Consider the following 20,007-nt stretch of genomic DNA (forward strand, 5'->3'; position numbering starts at 1 on the left):
CCCCTGCCCGATGCCTGATGGGCCTAAAAGCTGGTCTTCCCTTACCGTAAGGTCAAACTCGGCCTGGCCGTCGTTTGGAAGGGCCTCGTTACAGATAGCAAGAGGGCTCGGGGTGGTAAGGGCATGCGGTGCATTGAAGATAAGCATGAAGCTCTCTACGCTGTAGCAGCCCGTTACGGGGTCTTCTACCCTTACCCAGATCACCTGCTGGTCTGAGCCCATATAAGTGGCAGGGTTGGTGATCCTGTTGGCTAGGCCGCTGTTGGCTCCTGTCTCGGTGGTATAGTATTCTACAATAAGATCATCCGGTATGGTAAGGCCAAGGGCATCGGCAATTACGGCATTCTGTACCGTAAGGTCTACCCTGCGTTTGCCGTCCTGTCCGTTGTTGTCCGCATCATCACAGAAGGTAAGATCCTCCAGTGAAGGCGCCTGTGGTGCAGGGGCTACCATCAGCGTCAGCATGAATGTATTAAAACATTTATATTGGCTTTCTACAACCCTTACATAGATGAACTGCAAATAAGGGGACGCATTTGTATAGTTATCAGGATTTGGTATGGCATTTACGCCATTTTGAGCATCGTCGGCTGTTTCATGAAAAGAAATTTCAAGGTTTGGCTCATTGTTCATCATGTCCGGTATTAGTGCACTCAAATCAAATTCTCCTATACCCTGACCGTTGGTATCACATACTGTAAGGTCATCCTGTGTTGGTTCGAGAATAATAGGAAGTGGCGCCACCCGGATATCTAAAAAGCCGATTCTGTAGCAGGAAGTATCGTCAAAAGTAAAACGTACAAAAATAGTTTCTACCCCTTGTTCCTGATTTTGATAGGCCCATGGCTCATCAATCATATTTATATTATCCTGAGCATCATTAAAAGTTGTATGAAAGGTGGTTGTAACGCTGCCCTGATCGGCTATGAATTCAGGAATTTTTGAAGTTAGGTCAAATATTTCTTTTTCATTGTTAGCAGGGGCAGTTATGTCACAAAGTGTATAAGTAAGCTGATTTGTTATTAAGACAGGCAAAGAATTTACAATAAGCTCTAAGGGTACTATATCATAGCAACCCGTAGCGTTATTGGTTACCCTTACATAAACTATTTTACTGTTTGACAGATAATTTACCGGGTTAAGTATTCCAGGCGTTCCCAAAGCAGCATCATTAGCGTTTAAATGGTAGGTAAGGCTATATTGGGCAGGATCTAAGGAGCCTAAGATTTCAACAGCCCTGCTGGTAAGATCAAAAATAGCCTGCCCGTCAGAATCGTTAATGCCATCATCGCATAAAGCATAGGGTAATGGAGTTATCGCTTCAGGAACAGGATTAACGATCAATTGTAATTCAGCAATATCAAAGCAGCCAATTATAGATTCTGCACGTATATAAAGCGTTTGATTATTTTGATCAATATTAGTGTAATTATCAGTATTTGGAATACTATTTACATTAAAAAAAGCATCTTCAGGAGTTTCATGAATGGTTACCGTAACATTTCCTAAATCATTTTCTATTTGCTGTAGTACTGGTATAAGGTTAAACTGTGTAAAACCATCATTATTAAAATCGCACTCAGCTAAAGCTGAATGTGGATTTATAGTTGGAGTAGGGAGAATATTAATTTCAAAAGTGCCAATTGTGTAGCATCCTGTTATTCCATCAGTAAGCCTTGTATAAATAGTCTGCGGATTTGTTATATTGTAATAATTGGTAGGGTGTGTAATAAAATTAGTTCCTGTTTCGGCATCGTCTTCATTGTCATAATATGTAATTTCTACTGTATCCTGATCACCCTTCATTACTTCGGCATGTAAAGTAAGGTCAAACGGCGTGGAATTGTCGTTTACATCATCAAGGTCACATTTATCCTGGTCAAAAGATATATTATCAGGATTATTGATAATAGGAGAAGGAATAATATTTATAGTAAATGTATTAAAGTCATAATTAAAACATCCGTCTGCATCTTCCAGTCTTGGCCAGATAGTCTGAGCAGTATACGGAGTCTGATTGTCAAACATGGGGCCTACAGGATTGCTTCCTGATAAAGCATCTTCTTCAGAAGTATAATAGGTGACTATGGATGAAGAGGGGTTTACACCTTTCACATTAGTATCATTAAGAGATAGGTCAAAAGTGTTTATACCATTTTTATTACTATCGCATAAATTTAGATCTTCGGGAATACCTGTTGTTATAGGATAGGTTGCCTCTATATTGAAAGTCTGAATAGAATAGCATCCTGTTACCGTGTTAGTCATCCGTAAATAAACAGTTTGCGGATTAGATACGTTCTGATATGCTTCGGGAGATGTTATTTGGTTTGTATTTGTTGTTGCACCGTCTAAATCATCATGATACGTAATTTCCATAGGACTTTGACTACCTATAAACATATCGTTGTAAATAGTAAGATCAAAAGTTGCAGTATTATCATTTACTCCGTCTTTATCACATTGCTGCATGTCTAAAGGAATGCCGTCAGGATTAAGAAATACGGGTACGGTGTGAAAAGTTGCTGTACCTGTCCATTCCATAGAAAAATTACCAAAGCCATGCGGGCGGTCTACAACTAAAAAATAAAACTCATTATCCTGTACCGTTATCCAGTTCACAAATGCATTTCCATCGGGACCGGGGCCTTCAGATATATCCGTTTCGGTTTCGTTCATACCTGTAGTGATATAATCAAGGCCTGCCTGAATAGGATTTGTTGTAGAACATCGTATGGCAGTACCTATATCATTACAATCCTGAATAGGCCCAAATAACCAGAAGTCAAAATCTATAATCAGGTCATCTTCTTCAGGTGTAAGAATAAATCCTAACGTTCCCCCTTGGTTAATCTGTATTTTAAGCCATATGGAATTATTCTCACCACTTGAACAGGCATTATTAAAATTTATTTCAGGAAAGTCACCTATACCAATAGCTTCAAGGTCATAATAATTGGCATCACCACATACTATTATAGCCTCAGGACAGTCGTTCTGGGCATATGAGGTAAAGCCAAAAAGAAGCAGTAATATTAGTGCATAGGTAATCTTCACAGCATAGCAATGTTAATTTTTCTATAAATTTAGAAAAAATTATCGTATCATCGCAAAGTGCCCTTTAATAATTCGTCCACTATCTAGTTGTAACACAAACCAATAATCAGTTGCGGGCAGCTTAACATTGTCTAATGTACCGTCCCAGCCACCGCTGCCTCTAAAGCCTGTTATTACTTTACCATACCTGTCAAAAATAGTAACTTTTGCCTGTGGCTGTAAGCTTAAATAAGGTATCCGCCAGGTTTCATTTTTGTTGTCTCCGTTAGGTGTAAAAAATCTCGGATAATTAAGTATAATAACATCTTCTGTTACGGTTTTACATCCGCTTTTAGCTTTTATAGCAATAGTATAAGGACCTGGTTCTAAGCCAGTAAAAGAAGTTTCATCGGTAAAAGTGCTATTGTTCAATGAAAATTCATAATCTTCAGCATTGGGCATAACTACATTTATAACATTGTCATTATTAGTAAAATCCTTAATATCCAAAGTATAAATAATATCAGGCAATGGTGTAACTGTTATAGTGAATGATGTTATATCGTGTCCATAGCAGCCTTCCGTGTTTTCAAGCCTTGCCCAAATAGTTTTTGAACCTGATTCATATTGAGCAGGTAATGCATTCGTTCCCGATTCGGCATCAAACTGAGTTGCATAATACGTAACTGCTGCAGTAGTATTGCCATCTCTTACTAAGTTATCATTTGCCGAAAGATTAAATTTTTGTACGCCTGTCTCATTAAAATCACAAAGGGTTAAATCTTCAGGTTCTCCGGCTACTACAGGATTGGTGACCTCTATGTTAAAATCAAGCACTTCAAAACATTCTGTAGCATTTCGCTGTAAACGCATATAAATAGTCTGAGGATTACTTGTATTAGGATAAGCCTCAGGATTTTGAATGGCATTAATTCCTAATATAGCATCATTAATACTTTCATGATAGGTTAAGGAAGAATCAAACTGATTATTAACCAGCATTGTTTCATTTTTGGTAAGATCAAAAACACTTATTTCATCATCTACTGTATCATTATCACATTGTAAAATATCAAGTGCTTCCGCCTGCGGATTATTAAAAACCGGGGCAGCATTAAATGTTGCAGTTCCTGTCCATTCTATAGAAAAATCGCTGGCGCCTATTGGCCTGTCTATAACCAGAAAGTAAACATCACCAGCTTCCACTGTCAGCCAGTTTATAAAATTATTACCATTTGGGCCGGGACCTTCGGCAATATCAAATTCATCTTCATTGAGGCCGGTTTGGTTATTAATGGCTCCTGATGCTTCGGGATTTGTGGTAGAACATCGTATGGCGTGCCCTAAATTGGCGCATGTAGCCTGAGGTCCAAAAATATAAAAGTCGAAATCTATAGTTACGCTTGAGCTGCTTGGGGTAAGTATAAAGCCCAGAGTGCCGCCCGTATTGATTGGAAGCCTCAGCCAGAGGCTGTTTGTTTCAAGGCCTTCACAGTCATTATTACTAAAAGAAAGTTCCTGCTGCGATCCGGAACCGGTAGCAGTAAGGCCTGAGTAGCCTGTGTTTCCGCATACTGTAATGGCATCAGTACAATCACTTTGGGCCAATAGCGGATATATGCTGAAGATTAACAGCATACTGAATATAAATTTGAATTTCATAGCAAGGGTAACGGTTAACTTTTTTGTTGTAAAGATATTGATTTACACTAAGCTAATATTAAGTTAAATGCATAAAGGGTAACCTTTTACTAAAAAATTACCCTTTATTACAATGTGTTGTGAAAATGAAATTATAAATCTCTTTTTTTGAGTATCCTGTAAGACATATATACAAAGAAAGCCAACCAAAACAGTACTATTACATATTCATACCAATGTGTACCATAATATTTTAGATTTTGAGTTCCTGACATCTGAGTTTCTATCGCTTTGTAGGCCTGAAATCGCGTAAAAGGCTCTTTAACAAGATTGTTCATAGACTCTAAAGGGAAAAAGCCCATAACTATCTCTATTGTAGTTTTATTGCTAAATACTTTCCAATGCAGTAATCCTCTGATTATATTTTCTGCAATCCACCAAACAAATACAAAACCTATTGCAAATGCAGACCTCTTTATTAAAACTCCGATAAATAAACAGAAAGCAAAAAAAGCAGATAGTTTAACAAAATAGGCGACTATATAATCTAAATCTGTTATTACTATTGAAAATTCATTGTAAGATGAAAATGTGTATCCTAAAATAAGAGACATTATAAAAACAAAAATTGTAGAGCCTAAAGCAAAAAGCAATACAGTATAAAATTTAGAGGCTATAAATTCTTTTTTACTTAAGCCGTCTATAAGATTTTGCTTTAATGTGCCATAAGTATATTCGTTAGCCATCATGGATACTATAACTACTGCCAGGAAAAATTTTAGCAGCGCTGCCATATAGGTATTGAAATGCCATATATACGGGAAGTTAAATATTCCCTGATCTGCAAGGCGAAAATCTATTCCTATGATTTTAAAATTTACAGATGCTAATAAAGCAATAAATGATAATAAAATAAAGTAAGTAAATATCAATATTTTACTTGCTCTGTTTTTCCATAATTTCTGAAGCTCTATATTTAAAAGTCGTTTCATGATGTGTTAGTTTGAAGGTTGGTTAGAAGTTAACTGAAGGAATTGCTCTTCAAGACTGTATTTTTTATTTACCAGGTGACTCAGGCAAATACCCTTTGAAAAAAGGTAGCTGTTTAATTCGCCTGGCTCTAAAGGAGAGTGAGGATATGCAATCAGTTTTCCTTCTGTTTCTTCAACTTTTGCTATCGCAGGATGCTCTAATAAAATATTTTTAAGCTGTTCGTTATCGTCAGCCTGAAGTTCAAAAAAGCCCTCATTGGCAGTCATCCCGGTAACGCTGCCTGTATATAATATTTCTCCGTTTCTTAAAACCACTACATGGCTGCATACCTTTTCTACTTCATCTAAAAGGTGTGAAGCAAGTAATATAGTAGTGCCCAATGAAGCTATGTGCCTTATTATATCTCTTATTTGTCTTATACCTTGAGGATCAAGTCCGTTTGTAGGTTCGTCAAGAATTAAAATTTCAGGATCATTTAACAAAGCAGAAGCGATAGCCAGGCGCTGTTTCATCCCTAAGGAAAAGGTTCTGAACTTACTGTCTTTTCTTTCTATAAGGCCGACAAGTTCCAGTTTTTCATCTATTTTAGATAAGTGAGCTCCTTTTATTTTACATACAAGTTTAAGATTGTCATAAGCAGACATGTAAGGATAAAAGTTAGGTCTTTCTATAATAGCCCCTACTTTTTTTAATGCTTCATGGGTTTCCATAGTTCCCCCAAACCAACTGTAATTACCAGCTGTTTTGTTAACCACATTAAGTATAATGCCTAATGTTGTCGATTTTCCACTTCCATTGGGGCCTAAAATTCCATATACGTTTCCTTTTTTTATCTCAAACGAAACATTTTTAACGGCATGTATCTTACCAAACCTTTTATCAAGGTTATTTATAGTTAATATAGTTTCCAAAATAGTTGGTTTTATAGTTCTTTTAGTTAGACGAGAGTAAACATCTTTTGTTACCGGCAATACCAAAAGAAATAAAAAACCAGAATTAATTCTCTATTGATAAGGAACAACAGTAGGCTTGCCAACCTGAAAATCAGGCAGCTGAATATCAGTGTTTTTAAATGAATTAGTTTTAAAAATATTCTGTCCTTCACTGGGTATTGAAGGATAAAAGGCAAAAGAAAGCTGAAAGCTGTTAAAAATTAAGTAGTCATTATAAATAAGTAGGCCCAGCCCAAACGTAGTATATATTTTGCTGTCATACAGCTTGTTTTGTTCGTCGCCTATAATACCCATGCTGAAATTGGCAAATGGATTTAAACGGAAACCAAAAACATTCCAGGGTGAGTAGGATTGTGTCTGCAGTGTTAAAATAAATTTTTTGGTACCCAGTAATGTTCTGGAATTAAATCCCTGTATTCCGGTATCGCCATTAAGATTCAGCTGATCTTTAATTATGGGCATCCTGTTATCACCAAAAACAATTGTAGGTTTTATAAAATGCCTGAAACGCCAGTTGCCCCAGTCTTTTATATTGCTAAAATACAGCATATTGAATGTAAGGGCAGTCTGCTCTGTACGGTCTTTATAATAAAAGGTGCCAATTTGTGCATCAAGGCTAAAATATCCCCAGTTATAATAATTACCAAAAGCATATCTTCCTCCCAGATAAATACGATGCTCATCATTTTTATGCTGTACACCACTGGTAATAGAATATACTTTACCTATAGGTATATCTTCAACGATATTATAATTAAAAAGGAATTTATCCTGAACGAACTTTCTCGATGTTAAACCTATACTTGCTAAATAAAGTTTTTCATTAGAGAAAAAACCAATGGAATCATATTCTAAAGAAGGCCTTTCTTTATAATGCTGTGTAAAAAAGCGGCCCGTGGTAACAAGCCTGGTAGTACGCTCTTCTTCACTTTCTCCTTCATATATTTTGAAGGAATAACCTGCCCAGTAGTCCTGCGCATCCGATCTGAAATTTTGTATTGCCCAGTCATTGTTTTTATTGGGTAAAGAGTCCTGCTGCATTCGTGACTCAAAATATACACCTCCTGCCCATTTGGTATATGCAGAGAAGAACTTACGGTCAAGGCCTACACTTTTAAGAGAATTATCGCTTTTCCATATTTCATAGTTTATGCTGGCATTTATATAAGTATTCATAATATTAGGAATAGTATATCTGGCCAGGTAAGATGTTTGTCCTGTATTAAACTTTTTATCAAAATCATTTCTGAATTCATGGCCCAATCCCATAAAGTTTCTTTCTGTAAGCTCTATAGATGTGCTTGAACTTGAAAATGAACCATTAGGTATAAGGCTCCATGAATCAAGTACCCTTATATCTAAATCTACAGAGTCTTTACTGGTAGCTACCGCAACGGGACGTATAACAACCCTTCGGGTATAGCGCTGGCTTCTTATTAAACGCTCGGATTCTTTAACCAATAGTGAATCCAGAGGCTTGTTTCTTTTAATTAGCAATAAATTTCTAATTGTGAGCTGTTTTGTTTTAAGGTGAATGCTATTGCCCGTACGTTCAAGCCAAGTGTTTGGCTTTTTGGTAGTGTCATTAATTGAATAGCCGAAAGGGTCGAGGGTTTCTACATTAATTTTACGGACAATTTTTCCCTGAAACTGTTTAAATGTATTTGTCATTTCCGGAGTCTCTTCCTTTATTTTTCTACGTGCCTGAGAAGGAGTCTGCTTTGTAACCGGCTTGAAAATAAGTTTATGTATAAATTTTGTAAACTTTTTTCGTTTAGAATAGTTTTCAATTTTTTTATACATCTGGTCTCTTTTCTCCTTCACTGTATCTTTTTGTGTGGTAACCTGAGACCATGACGGGGTAATAGCAAAAAATGCCAGCAATAAAATCAGTCTGAGTTTTATGGCCATATAGTTACCCTGAATTATGGATGAATTTAGGAAATATTAGTTTAATAAAAACATAAAAGTGAGTTGCAGCTTTTCTTTTACGAATGTTTTAACAACAAAAAAGAGGCCAAAGCCTCTTTAAGTATTTTTAATAAAAATCAGGATTTTTGCTCTTTGTTAAAATAAACAAGATAGTAATACATCTGTTTTTCTTCATCCCAGCCTTTTTCAACAAATTTCTCTGCGCTTTCAGGATTTATAAAGTCCATTTTAATCTGAATATTAGTATCCAGATTTATCACATTCTTTATTTTTTTTCTTGCGTCAGTAACTGCGGCATTGGCAATAGGGAAAGAAGTAACATCTTCAATGCTGTATTTAGGAGCCTTTTCTACCTTATAATTTTTAAATTCAGGTATAAGGTCAGGATTATCCAGTACTTCATTTAAGAATTTAGTTTCTTCAAAATCATCATTTTTTGCAAAGTGGTTAACAGCCCTGTTCATAAACATAACCTCCTGCTTTTTATCTTCGGCAGGCAATACTACATCTTTAGCAAAGTCCTGGCAAAATTTAAGGTACTTTTTAGTGATGAAGTTCTCATCCTGAAAAGCATCTACAGAAAGAAAATGTTCCAGCCAGTAACGCGCATCATAACGGTTGCTGTCTATTGTTAATATTTTATACCCGTCTTCTTTTTTATAATTAAAAATAAGGCAGCCTTTATCCAGTTTATTAAGGTTAATACCCTGTTGTAATAATAATTCAAGGTTAGAGCCTTTTTCTTCAAACTGAAGGAAATCTGTTTTTATTTCGCTTTTAAATATTCCTATTGCATCAACAGGATTATTATCAATAGTTACATGGGTAAGATACGTAACATATACCTCTCCGTTTTTAATATGCGGATGGTTTGACTGCTCAAAAAGATGTTTGGTTATTTTTTTAGATACCTCATGTGCCGATTCAGGATTTTCAAATATCTCTGAAGCAAGTTTGTACATATCATGGTAATCTAAATGAACATCATGTGCAAACTGAAAATAGTTTTCTTCCTTATCCCTGAATGGTTTAAAAAAGTATTCTTTTAAAAGAGGAAGAATTTCATCATTAAGGCTATAAGCCTGCTCAGATAAAAATATAGCTTCGTTTCTGCTTTTATTGCCTACTCTGTGTACAGAAAGGTTTTCTATGTGCGCATTAAAAAGATTGATCATTTTTTTAAAAGTAGCAAAATATCAAAGTTGCATAGCTACAAAGTTTATGCAACAGTTTTGTGATTAATTTTATATAGATGTTTCAGGTAACTGGCTTTTGGCTTTCTTGATTTAATTCCAGTTGTGGTCGTCCATGCCTATGTCGCCAAAGTTATTATCATCATCAAACATGTCCATATCTTCCTCGTCATAGTCATCATCAAATTCTCCATACAGGTCATCTTCTTCACCCTCTACGCCAAAAGCATGTTCGGGGGCGTTTGCGGGCATTTCACCATGTGCAAAAAGCAACTCAGGGTATGCTACACCACTTTCAGGTTCCTCAATAGCAGCAAGCTCAACAAAGAAGGTCCACATATTTAAAAAGTCATATACATAGATAATCTTATTATCCATCTCATCAAGGTTATCGGCAAGTATATGTTCAGCCATTGTTTTTTGCTCACCCGGTACATCTCCGGTGTCAAACAATGGAATTTCTTCTCCCTGTGTCCATTCTTCGTCACTCCTGTAAAACGATGCAATTTCCATTCCGTCAAAGCCAAAAGCATTAACAATGGCATTGTGCAGGTCTTCAAGTGTGTCGGTATCCATTATAGCAATGTCCCTAAAGATGTCTTCTTCAGCATCGAGTATAACTCTGAATTTATAAAGCATGATTCAAGTATTTTGTAAAACCCAAAGGTAATCTATAAATTCCTATTTTGGATTTTGGATTTTTATATTTTTTTGTTTAACGAAGGCTAAATCTTTAAATTTTTTCAACGGATTACCCTCTAAATAAATTAGTTACCTTTCGTAAAATTCAAGAGGTAAATTATCGGGATCAGAAAAGAAAGTAAATTTTTTACCCGTAAATTCATCTGTCCTTACAGGCTCACAAGTTACACCGTTGCTTTTAAGCCAAAGTATAGCTTCTTCAATAGTGTCTACCTCAAAAGCAAGATGGCGGAGGCCTGACGCTTCCGGTTGTGATATTCTTTCCGGCGGATCGGGAAATGAAAACAGTTCTATTGCATAAGTATCATTTACTGCAAGGTCAAGTTTATATGATAGCCGCTCTTCACGATAATTTTCTGCAAGAATGGCAAACCCCATTACTTTGGTATAAAAATATTTTGATGCTTCGTAATCAGAACAGATTATGGCTACATGATGAATTTTTTTAATGTTAAGCATTTTTATTACATGTATTCTGCTTCGGTTATCCACCATTGATTGCCAAAAGGATCTTCAAAACCTGCGGAGTAGCCATATTCTTTGTTTTCAGGTTTTTGCAGCGATATACTTCCATGCTCTAAGGCCAGGTTGTATACCTTTTCCAGATCTTCTACAAACAGAAACATAGCTGACGTTTTTTGTTTCCAGTTCTCGTTGCTTTGCGCAAACATTATTACAGCTTCACCTATACGTATTTCACCATGCATAATTGAGCGTTCACCTTCACCGGGCACAATCAGCTGCTCGCGTGCTTCAAACACTTTCTTTGAAAAATCAAAAAAATCGGCAGCTTTATCAAGAATGAGATAAGGCATAACCGGAAGATAATTAGATGGAATATTCATGTCGGTTTGATTTATATTACTATTTCAAAGATAACAGCTTAACTTTCAATTTCATAAAATTTATCCTTTTATTGACTTTTTCAGATATTTTTTAAACCTCCCGAATTTATGAATAGCATGGGGCGAGGGATACTGCCTGTTTTTTGTAATGTTGTTAAAAATAAGTGCTGTAACCAATAGTATTAAAGTTCCACTAAATACAGGATTTATTACATATTCATAACCCAATGCTTTTATTTGTGGGCTGCCTGTAACGGCAATAAGAGCGGTTGCACCACCCGGAGGATGCAGCGTTTTGGTTATCTGCATAAGTACGATGGATAAGGAAACAGCAAGAGGAGCTGAGAGCCATATCATTTCGGGCAATAATTTTTGTATTGAAACGCCTATAATTGCAGATATTACATGGCCTCCTATTAAGTTTCTGGGCTGTGCCAGCGGACTCTGTATTACTCCATAAACAAGAACAGATGATGCTCCAAATGAACCTATCAGAAATACAATATCCTGTTGGGGAAATGCTTTATATTGCAGCCAGGCTATTATGCCCATTCCTGCAAAAGATCCTAAAAAAGCCCAAAAATGTTCTTTAAAGTCTATTAGTGTTTCCCTATAAACTACATATTTAGTTTTGTGGTAACTGCGTTTTATTGTTTTTAAAGGCATATTATTTTTTTACAGGTGCTAAAGAATATACTGTATAAGGATATATAGCTTTAGCAGAATATTTTGCAACTAATGTTCCTAACAGAACAGGCATAAACAAGGTATAATCATTTATAATTGCACAAACCAAAAATAATGCTGTAAAAGGAGCATGTATGCTTGCGCTAAGCATAGCAGCCATGCCTATTACCATAAAGTTTACAGGTATAACGCCTGCGTTAAAATATGTATTTAAAAACGCAGCAAAAAATAAACCTATAAAAGCGCCTATAAAAAGGCTTGGAGCAAAAACACCTCCGTCACCTCCCGCAGAAAGCGTTACAGATGTAATTACTGGCTTAAACAGCAATAATCCTGTAAATAAAGTTATATGCGGCAGGGTTAATACCAGTGTATTTGCTGTAAGCAGGTTTTCTTTCATGGCATGGTATCCATCGCCATATAATTGAGGGAAAATAAACAGCATAAAACTAATTAGCGCTGAAGCTATGAGTATTTTATAATAATGACCTGCAATCTTAGCAAACTGTGCTTTAAAAAATATCACGCAACGTGTGAGATAGATGGAATTTATTCCACATAATAACCCCAAAACTATAAAGTAGGGCAGGGCATATAGGTTCCAGTGCATTATATTCAGTTCAAAAAGCGGTTTTTCATTAGTTATTGCAATAAAACAAAAGGCTACACCGGCAGCAAGCAGGTTAGTTATTAAAAATACTTTGCTTACTTTTTTAGCAATTACCTCATAAGCAAACAGAATACCGGCTAAGGGGCTGCAAAAAAGAGCAGTAAGCCCGGCAGTAATGCCTGCACAAATAAGTTCTTTTTTATATTTATTAAATATTTTTTCTTTTTCCTGAGCTAATGAACCAATAGCAGCAGTAGCAACAACTGTTGATACTTCAATGCCCGTACTACCCCCAAAGCTGACAGTAAGTAAACCATTTATAAAGTGCGAAGGAATTTTATACGCTGGTAATTTTTTTCCTGAGGCAGTACTTTCAAAAACTTCTTTAATTCCTTTATTTTCCTTCCCTTTAAATAAATACTGTCTTAGTATATAAATAAGCGACAGCCCTGCAAAAGGAAATAATACCAGATAAATTTTCTGGTATTGTGCCCTGTGTAAAAGCGCTTCTTCATAATGTTCGGTTATATGTTTTAGCGAGATAGCCAAAAAAGCTGCCAGAAAACCTACAACAATAGAGGCTATTATGAGTTTGGAGTATTTTGACAGATTGTATTTCTCTCTGATAGAATGATGATACATTGCGGTAAATATATTTATACATGCAAAAGTAAACATCAGACAGATGTTAATATAAAGAAATCGTATAAAAGTAATTAAAACAATTTGTAACCCAGTATAATGCTTGTTGTACTATATTTTGCATTCCAGTAAGCATAATTTATTATCTGATGGTTAAAATTATGCCTTATTCCTATGCTGTATCTGTCGTAACTAAATCCACCTCCTAATGAAAGTGTTGAGTTGCTCTGAATGTCAAGTATGCTGCCACTATACTGAATATAATTATCACCCAGAGAAAAGCTCAGCGTATATGCAGCATCAATAAAAAATTTAGATTTTTCATTTAAATACATATAATGTCTTGCTCCAATAGGTAAATTAATATAGGTGTATTCAATTTTCATTTTTTGGTTTCCTTTTTCTTCATCACTATTATAAAATTGATAATTAGGATCAATAAAAAGAGACCATTTATTATTATTAAAGGGTAAAATATATTCTAATTCGGCACCAATCCTATAAGTAACTTTACTATTAAAACTATAATAATTATCTGAAAGGTTATTTGAAATGTTTAATGATGTAAGGCTTACTCCCGGTGTAATTCTAAGGTTTATGTCTCCTCTGTTTTGTTTTAAAGTGTGATCATTTACTTTTTCTCCTGTATTGCCGTTATATTCATTAAAAAGTTTTACCAATGTATTCTTATTATAGCTCAGGCTTTCAAACTTTTTTCTGTTGATAGTACCATCCATCATAAGATTGTACAATTGCTGGCGAAACATTGAGTTTTTAGCAATATCTCCATCTAACAAATATTCTTTAAAAACAAGTTGTTCGGCCTTGGTATTGTCATCTTTACTAAAAAAATATTTTATTAAATTACCATCCTCATACTGGTATAGTGTCACTTTTCCTTCTACAAGTACTTTTAAGAAAACTGTTTCGGTTTGCCAATCTGGTTCTTTAGTATAGCTTAATTGTCGCAATTCAACAGGTGAACGATCTATATTTACAGTGAAACGAATAAATTTATAAGTATTGTTAACACTAAATTCGCTAATCTGATCAATAGTTTTTACAGCAGATTCTTCATTTTCAGAGAACTTATATTCTATACTTACAGGATTGTTTTTCCATGCTATGTTTTTTATAAGGCATTCTTTTTTAATACCTCTTTCTATAAAATAACCTGGCTGAAATGTAATTTGTGATATACCTAAAACAGGTAATAGTAGCATTAGTAGGGCAATAGCCTTTTTCATGATTAGGTTGGTGTTTGTTATAATTGGTTGCCACGAAAGTAGTGTTTTTTTTGATTTTGTACGATTCGTCCTCAAAAATCTACAATTGAGAATTATTTTTTATGAAAGAATATTATAGTAATGCAAATTTGACCTGACAAAACACCAGAATCATGAAACCGATTATTACTATTTTATTTTTAATGACTTTGCTTTCAACAGCAGCACAAGTTAAAATTGAAGGTACACTTACCGATGCTAAAGGCCATTTACTACAGGGAGCAAATGTATATATAGATGGTACTTATGATGGTGCCACAACTAATGAAAATGGCTATTTTGAATTTGAAACTGCAGAAACTGGTGAACAGACTCTGGTTATAACACTGCTTTTTTATGAGGATGTTAAGCAGCCCATTAATATAGAAAGTTATAAAGCACAAACCTTTATAATGAAAGAAAGTGTCAATACGCTTGATGCTGTAGTTATTTCGGCAGGCTCTTTTCAGGCAGGAGATAATAGTAAGGTAACTGCCCTTAAACCTTTGGATATTGTTACCACGGCAGGTGCTGCCGGAGATATTGTTGGGGCACTGTTAACATTGCCCGGAACACAAACGGTAGGAGAAAGCGGCAGATTATATGTTCGTGGCGGGGAGTCGGATGAAACTCAAACTTTTGTAGATGGTCTGCGTGTTGCCCAGCCTTATGGAGCCAGTGCTAATAACCTGCCAACAAGGGGGCGTTTTTCACCTTTTTTATTTAGTGGAATGACATTTTCTACAGGCGGGTATTCGGCGGAATATGGAGAGGCTCTGTCAAGTGTTTTATTGCTTAATACTATTGAAGAGCCTGTACAGGAACAAACAGATATTTCTTTAATGACTGTTGGATTAGGACTTGGCAATACTCAAAAGTGGGAGAAAAGTTCTTTAAGTTTTAATTTAGCTTATATAGATCTGACTCCATATCAATGGATTGTGCCTCAAAAAGTAGATTGGAATAAACCTTACAGGTCACTATCAGGTGAAAGTGTTTATCGTTATAAATTTAATAGCGGAATGCTAAAAGTATATGCCGCTTTTGATCATGCCAATTTTAATTTAAATCAGGATAATATTAATGAGCCACAGCCTGTAAAAACGGATATTACAAATGATAATTTTTATTTTAACACTTCTTATAAAGGTATGTTTGGCACGCAATGGACCATACAAACCGGACTGGCTTATGGCTACAGTCATAACAATATAGGATTAAATGAAAATACTATTACAAACGGTGAGCACAGCTCTCATTTAAAAATTAAACTGCGCAAAAGCTTTAATAATACAATTAAGCTGACTTTTGGTAGTGATTATTTTATTACCCATTTTAATGAAGATTATAACGAGCCCAATGGTTTTGCTTATAACAGCGGATATACTAATTCTATTGCTGCGGCATATGCAGAAACAGATATTTTTATATCAAAGCAATTTGCTTTTAAAGCAGGATTGAGAACTTCTTATGCAAGTGTATTGTCAGAAGGTACTATTGAACCTCGTGCTGCGCTGGCCTATAAAGTAAGCACTAAAAGCCAGTTTTCTGTTGCCTATGGCGACTTTTACCAAACTCCCAAACAGGATTATTTAAAGTATTATCAAAGCTTTGAACATGAGAAAACGGCTCATTACATATTTAATTATCTGTATAATACCGATGGCAGAATGTTTAGGGCAGAAGCTTATTATAAAAAATACGATAATTTGGTTAAATACAATGATTTAACTGCTCAATATAATTCGGTTTATAATAATTCCGGTTATGGCTTTGCAAAAGGAATAGATCTTTTTTGGAGAGATAACAAAACATTTAAAAATTTAGAATACTGGTTTTCATATTCTTTTATTGATAGTAAAAGAGATTATAAAAACTATGAATATAGCGTTACTCCGAGTTATATTGCAAAACATAACTTTTCTGTAGTAGGTAAATACTGGATAAATAGTTTACGATCTCAATTGGGGGTTACACATACTTTTAATAATGGCAGGCCGTACAACAACCCTAATGAGACAGTTTTTATGAATGGAAAAACCAAAAGCTATAATAACCTTAGTTTAAGCTGGGCTTGGCTTTTAAGCCCTCAGAAAATTGTATACTTTTCAGTGTCAAATGTTACCGGCAGTAATAATATTTTCGGATATACTTATGCTAATAACCCCGGAACCGACGGACTATATGCGAGACAGGCAATTACCCAACCGGCAAGCAGGTTCTTTTTTGTTGGTTTTTTCTGGACTATAAGTGATGATAAAACAAAAAATCAGCTTAATAACCTTTAATTAGGCTGTTTCTGTATAGGTGCTACGGGAAGTTCAATATTGCTTAGATCTCCAAAATTTACTTTACCATTGTAAGGCTGAAAGTTGAAACGTTTAGCATACTCATTAAATTTTGCAGCATTAAGATAAAGCTCTTTTGGAGCTTTATTGCCATATACATATATACTGTTGGTTTTATTGTCTTTTATAGTATAAAATTTAAACCCGTTACCATCTTTAAGATTATCCTGTTGATAAATAGCATTGTATTTTGTGAAATCTATTTTTTGTATTAAAGCTGTGATACTATCTCTTTCAGCATCTTTTATTATTGCGTAATAGTTGGTTTTGGGGTTTGGATAACGTTTCTGAAAATAGACTGTATCACTATTATTAAATTTTACAGAATACTCCATATTCATTGCTGAATACGAATACACAAAGCTGTCAAACGGTAAACTATTTTTATTTGTTTTACTACAGCTAAAGCACGCAACCATAAGCAATAGGGGCAGGACTATCTTCTTCATTTTTATTTTAGATAATTTAGAATATAAACCTACAAAAAAACAGGACGTAAAGCCCTGTTTTTTTTACCTAAACCTAAATTAAAAACAATCATGCCCTAGGTAAAGCACTATCATATAAAAAATTAATTAATCCATGCCTGATTTGTTGTAGTAAAAATATACTCTTTAATTGAGGTAGTAGTTATAGAAAAGCCATGAATGCTTATAAATTTATTGTCACACTGACTACAACCACAATTTAATTATATACTTTTTTTAGAATAGAAGCCTGAAGTTCTGTAGGAGTAAGACCTGTATTAGCCTTTATAAAACCACTAAAATTTGCGGGACTGTCAAAGTTAAGTTCGTACGCAATTTCTTTTAAAGACAACTGGTTAAGCAATAACAATCTCCTTATTTCCAGTATTAATTCTTCATGAATAAGCTTAAGGGCAGTTTTACCTAAGCTGTTCTTGCAGGCAAAATTCAGTTTATCGGCATTAGTTCCCATCAGGTCGCAATACTCAGATACTTTCTTTTTAGATTTAATATTTTGTGGTAAAAAAGAAAGAAACTGCGTAACTATCTGATGTTCCTGTAATGATACAGTATCATTGTGTAGTTCGGTTAAGGTAATGAGTATAATTTGCAGATAGCTATAAGCTTTATGAATTGAAAAAGGAGACAATTCTTCTTTTTGTAATAATTGCCATATATTTTTGGTAAGACTGTATAAATGTGAAAATGTATAATTATCCAGATTAAAGGCAGGCTGAGAAAAATATAAATGTGAATGCTTTAAAGGATGTATGAACTCAAATATATCTTTCCTAAACTGTATTATCATTCCCTCTGCAGAATTTCGCTGTAATAAATGAACCTGCCCGGGATATACTGTGAAAAGCTGTCCTGCATGTATATCGTATGGGGTAAAGTCAATAAGCTGAAAGCCATTGCCGCTTTTTACAAGGATTATTTCGAAATAATCATGACGATGGGGAGTGTGAAAATCATAAGGGTTTGGATAATCGAGCGGCTCAATTATTAAAAGCTTATTAGGATGCGGTAATGATACGGCATCTGTTTTTGGTATTTCTCTTTGATTCATGTGTTTGGCATTTTTTTATGACAAACAGCATCAAAACTGTTTACCCTAACGAGAAAGCTAATTTTTACGAAAAAAACAAAATAGAACCTTATTTATATTATTTTTTAAAATTTAATATAAATACAGGTAATAGTTAGAAGTCTCCATTGTGTCGAAGAAAAGTCATAATAGTATTTGGTAAATACAGCTTTGAGTTTATTATTACCTATTACAGTAACACTTTCCATATGTCCATATATTGCAGGATCCTGATTTACATCATTATCTTCAATGGAAACCGTTTGGGTATTTTTATCAAATTTATATACATACCCTAAGCCATTGCGGGTAAATTTTGCAGATCCGGGTTTGTTAGGTGTTGAAACAGTAACTGTAGAATGAGGAAGGTAGAAACTCATTAAATCCTCTATCTGATTATTATAAACAACAGGTTTTATTTCAAGTTCCGGCAAAGAAGAATCAAAAACAGCCGGATCTATTTCTTCCATTAAATTATTAGAGGAATACCCATCATTATTTAAATCTACACTCAAATCAGACATCATTGAAATGATATTATAAGAGCCGCTTAAAGATGAAGATGTTCCATTGCCATTTGGATTTTTTCCATCACTATCTATACCATTACTGCAACTGGATAATGATGCAAAAAAAAACGTAATAAACAGCGCTTTAAGTAAAGAGGCTTTCATTTCTTTTGATTTTTTAATTGGTATAATATCAAATAGTTGGCAATAATTTTATCAAATATACTAACTAAAACAATAAGTTGGTTGAGTAAATTAATTTAAAGAGCAAAAAAATTGTGATTTTTTTAAGTAATTTATTTGTTAATAAAGTAAAATCCCACAGGAACCTGTTATGTTTAATAAGTAAAACAATTCATCCTTAAAATTCTACAGTTGGGTTAAACACTTTTTAATAGGTTGTAAATAGTTGGCATATTTGTTTCATCAAAATACAACAACCTAAAAATTATAATTATGATACGAATTATTACATTATTTGTTTTAACGATTGCAGGTACGCTTACAGCTCACTCGCAGTCTAAGTATGAAGCGGGTATGAAAAAAGCTTTTGAATTGTGGGGCGAAGATAAGCCCGTTGAGGCATCAGCTTTATTTGAAAGAATCGCAGCGGTGGAAAAAGATAATTGGCTGCCTAATTATTATGTTTCTTTTATAAACACTATTGAGTCTTTTAAAACTAAGGATAAAGAAAAAATTACGGCTTTACTTGCTAAAGCACAATCTGCACAGGATGAGGCCATTTTACTTTCACCGGATAATCCTGAGCTTATGGTTACGCAGTGTCTAATTTATACTGCCTGGATAGTATATGACCCTATGGTAAACGGAATGAAATATTCTGCTAAGGCAAATGAGCTGTACGCAAAGGCATTAATGTTAGCTCCTGATAATCCAAGAGTAGTGTTTTCTAAAGCTGAATTTGAGATGGGAGGAGCAGCATATTTCGGACAGGATACTACACCTATGTGTAAAGAAGTAGAACGTGCTGTTAGTCTTTTTACTACCTTTAAACCGCAAGGGCAATTTTATCCGAGCTGGGGACAGGACAGGGCAGAGGCAAAATTAAAAGAATGCAAAAAATAAAAAAATACACT

Annotated in this window: 16 protein-coding genes and 1 pseudogene; 2 read left to right on the plus strand and 15 right to left on the minus strand. The window is 34.7% G+C overall.

What is annotated here, in order from left to right:
• The 12 genes and pseudogenes from NHE85_RS10795 to NHE85_RS10850 all read right to left on the minus strand — a co-directional run.
• Positions 1 to 3,057: pseudogene (locus NHE85_RS10795) on the minus strand (hypothetical protein); the annotation flags it as partial.
• A 39-nt stretch (positions 3,058 to 3,096) separates the two neighbouring features.
• Entirely contained in the window at positions 3,097 to 4,698 is a 1,602-nt protein-coding gene (locus NHE85_RS10800) for a T9SS type B sorting domain-containing protein (protein WP_252812038.1), read from the minus strand.
• Between the two features lie 131 nt (positions 4,699 to 4,829).
• The gene (locus NHE85_RS10805) at positions 4,830 to 5,669 is read right to left on the minus strand and encodes an ABC transporter permease (protein WP_252812039.1); all 840 of its coding nucleotides are present in this window, start codon (positions 5,667 to 5,669) and stop codon (positions 4,830 to 4,832) included.
• A 6-nt stretch (positions 5,670 to 5,675) separates the two neighbouring features.
• A complete protein-coding gene (locus NHE85_RS10810) occupies positions 5,676 to 6,581 on the minus strand; it encodes an ABC transporter ATP-binding protein (protein ID WP_252812040.1) in 906 nt (301 codons plus the stop codon).
• 93 nt (positions 6,582 to 6,674) lie between these two features.
• Positions 6,675 to 8,534 carry a hypothetical protein gene (locus tag NHE85_RS10815; RefSeq protein WP_252812041.1) on the minus strand — a complete coding sequence of 620 codons (1,860 nt, stop codon included), beginning with the start codon at positions 8,532 to 8,534 and terminating at the stop codon, positions 6,675 to 6,677.
• A gap of 137 nt (positions 8,535 to 8,671) precedes the next feature.
• On the minus strand, positions 8,672 to 9,730 hold the full coding sequence (locus NHE85_RS10820; RefSeq protein ID WP_252812042.1) for a nucleoid-associated protein: 1,059 nt from the start codon (positions 9,728 to 9,730) through the stop codon (positions 8,672 to 8,674).
• A gap of 111 nt (positions 9,731 to 9,841) precedes the next feature.
• Positions 9,842 to 10,387 carry a plasmid pRiA4b ORF-3 family protein gene (locus NHE85_RS10825; protein ID WP_252812043.1) on the minus strand — a complete coding sequence of 182 codons (546 nt, stop codon included), beginning with the start codon at positions 10,385 to 10,387 and terminating at the stop codon, positions 9,842 to 9,844.
• Between the two features lie 132 nt (positions 10,388 to 10,519).
• Complete coding sequence (locus NHE85_RS10830) at positions 10,520 to 10,909, minus strand: VOC family protein (protein WP_252812044.1); 390 nt, start codon at positions 10,907 to 10,909, stop codon at positions 10,520 to 10,522.
• 5 nt (positions 10,910 to 10,914) lie between these two features.
• Complete coding sequence (locus NHE85_RS10835) at positions 10,915 to 11,295, minus strand: VOC family protein (protein ID WP_252812045.1); 381 nt, start codon at positions 11,293 to 11,295, stop codon at positions 10,915 to 10,917.
• A 60-nt stretch (positions 11,296 to 11,355) separates the two neighbouring features.
• On the minus strand, positions 11,356 to 11,961 hold the full coding sequence (locus NHE85_RS10840; RefSeq protein WP_252812046.1) for an HPP family protein: 606 nt from the start codon (positions 11,959 to 11,961) through the stop codon (positions 11,356 to 11,358).
• 1 nt (position 11,962) lies between these two features.
• Positions 11,963 to 13,270: a chloride channel protein gene (locus tag NHE85_RS10845; RefSeq protein ID WP_252812047.1), complete on the minus strand. Its 1,308-nt coding sequence runs from the start codon at positions 13,268 to 13,270 to the stop codon at positions 11,963 to 11,965.
• A gap of 38 nt (positions 13,271 to 13,308) precedes the next feature.
• Entirely contained in the window at positions 13,309 to 14,481 is a 1,173-nt protein-coding gene (locus tag NHE85_RS10850; protein WP_252812048.1) for a tRNA modification GTPase, read from the minus strand.
• Positions 14,482 to 14,633: 152 nt separating this feature from the next.
• Between NHE85_RS10850 and NHE85_RS10855 the strand changes: the two genes are divergently transcribed.
• Positions 14,634 to 16,787: a TonB-dependent receptor gene (locus tag NHE85_RS10855; protein ID WP_252812049.1), complete on the plus strand. Its 2,154-nt coding sequence runs from the start codon at positions 14,634 to 14,636 to the stop codon at positions 16,785 to 16,787.
• Here the strand turns inward: NHE85_RS10855 and NHE85_RS10860 are convergent.
• The 3 genes from NHE85_RS10860 to NHE85_RS10870 all read right to left on the minus strand — a co-directional run bounded on the left by NHE85_RS10860 (position 16,784) and on the right by NHE85_RS10870 (position 19,075).
• A complete protein-coding gene (locus NHE85_RS10860; protein ID WP_252812050.1) occupies positions 16,784 to 17,296 on the minus strand; it encodes a hypothetical protein in 513 nt (170 codons plus the stop codon). The genes NHE85_RS10855 and NHE85_RS10860 overlap by 4 nt on opposite strands.
• Before the next feature lie 238 nt (positions 17,297 to 17,534).
• Positions 17,535 to 18,383: a helix-turn-helix transcriptional regulator gene (locus NHE85_RS10865; protein WP_252812051.1), complete on the minus strand. Its 849-nt coding sequence runs from the start codon at positions 18,381 to 18,383 to the stop codon at positions 17,535 to 17,537.
• A gap of 104 nt (positions 18,384 to 18,487) precedes the next feature.
• Positions 18,488 to 19,075: a hypothetical protein gene (locus NHE85_RS10870; RefSeq protein ID WP_252812052.1), complete on the minus strand. Its 588-nt coding sequence runs from the start codon at positions 19,073 to 19,075 to the stop codon at positions 18,488 to 18,490.
• Between the two features lie 291 nt (positions 19,076 to 19,366).
• Between NHE85_RS10870 and NHE85_RS10875 the strand changes: the two genes are divergently transcribed.
• Positions 19,367 to 19,996 (plus strand): hypothetical protein, encoded by a 630-nt coding sequence (locus NHE85_RS10875; RefSeq protein WP_252812053.1) that lies wholly within the window; start codon positions 19,367 to 19,369, stop codon positions 19,994 to 19,996.
• Positions 19,997 to 20,007: the final 11 nt, after the last annotated feature.

Source organism: Flavobacterium sp. NRK1 (assembly GCF_024054175.1).
In the GTDB taxonomy this organism is placed as follows: domain Bacteria; phylum Bacteroidota; class Bacteroidia; order Flavobacteriales; family Flavobacteriaceae; genus Flavobacterium.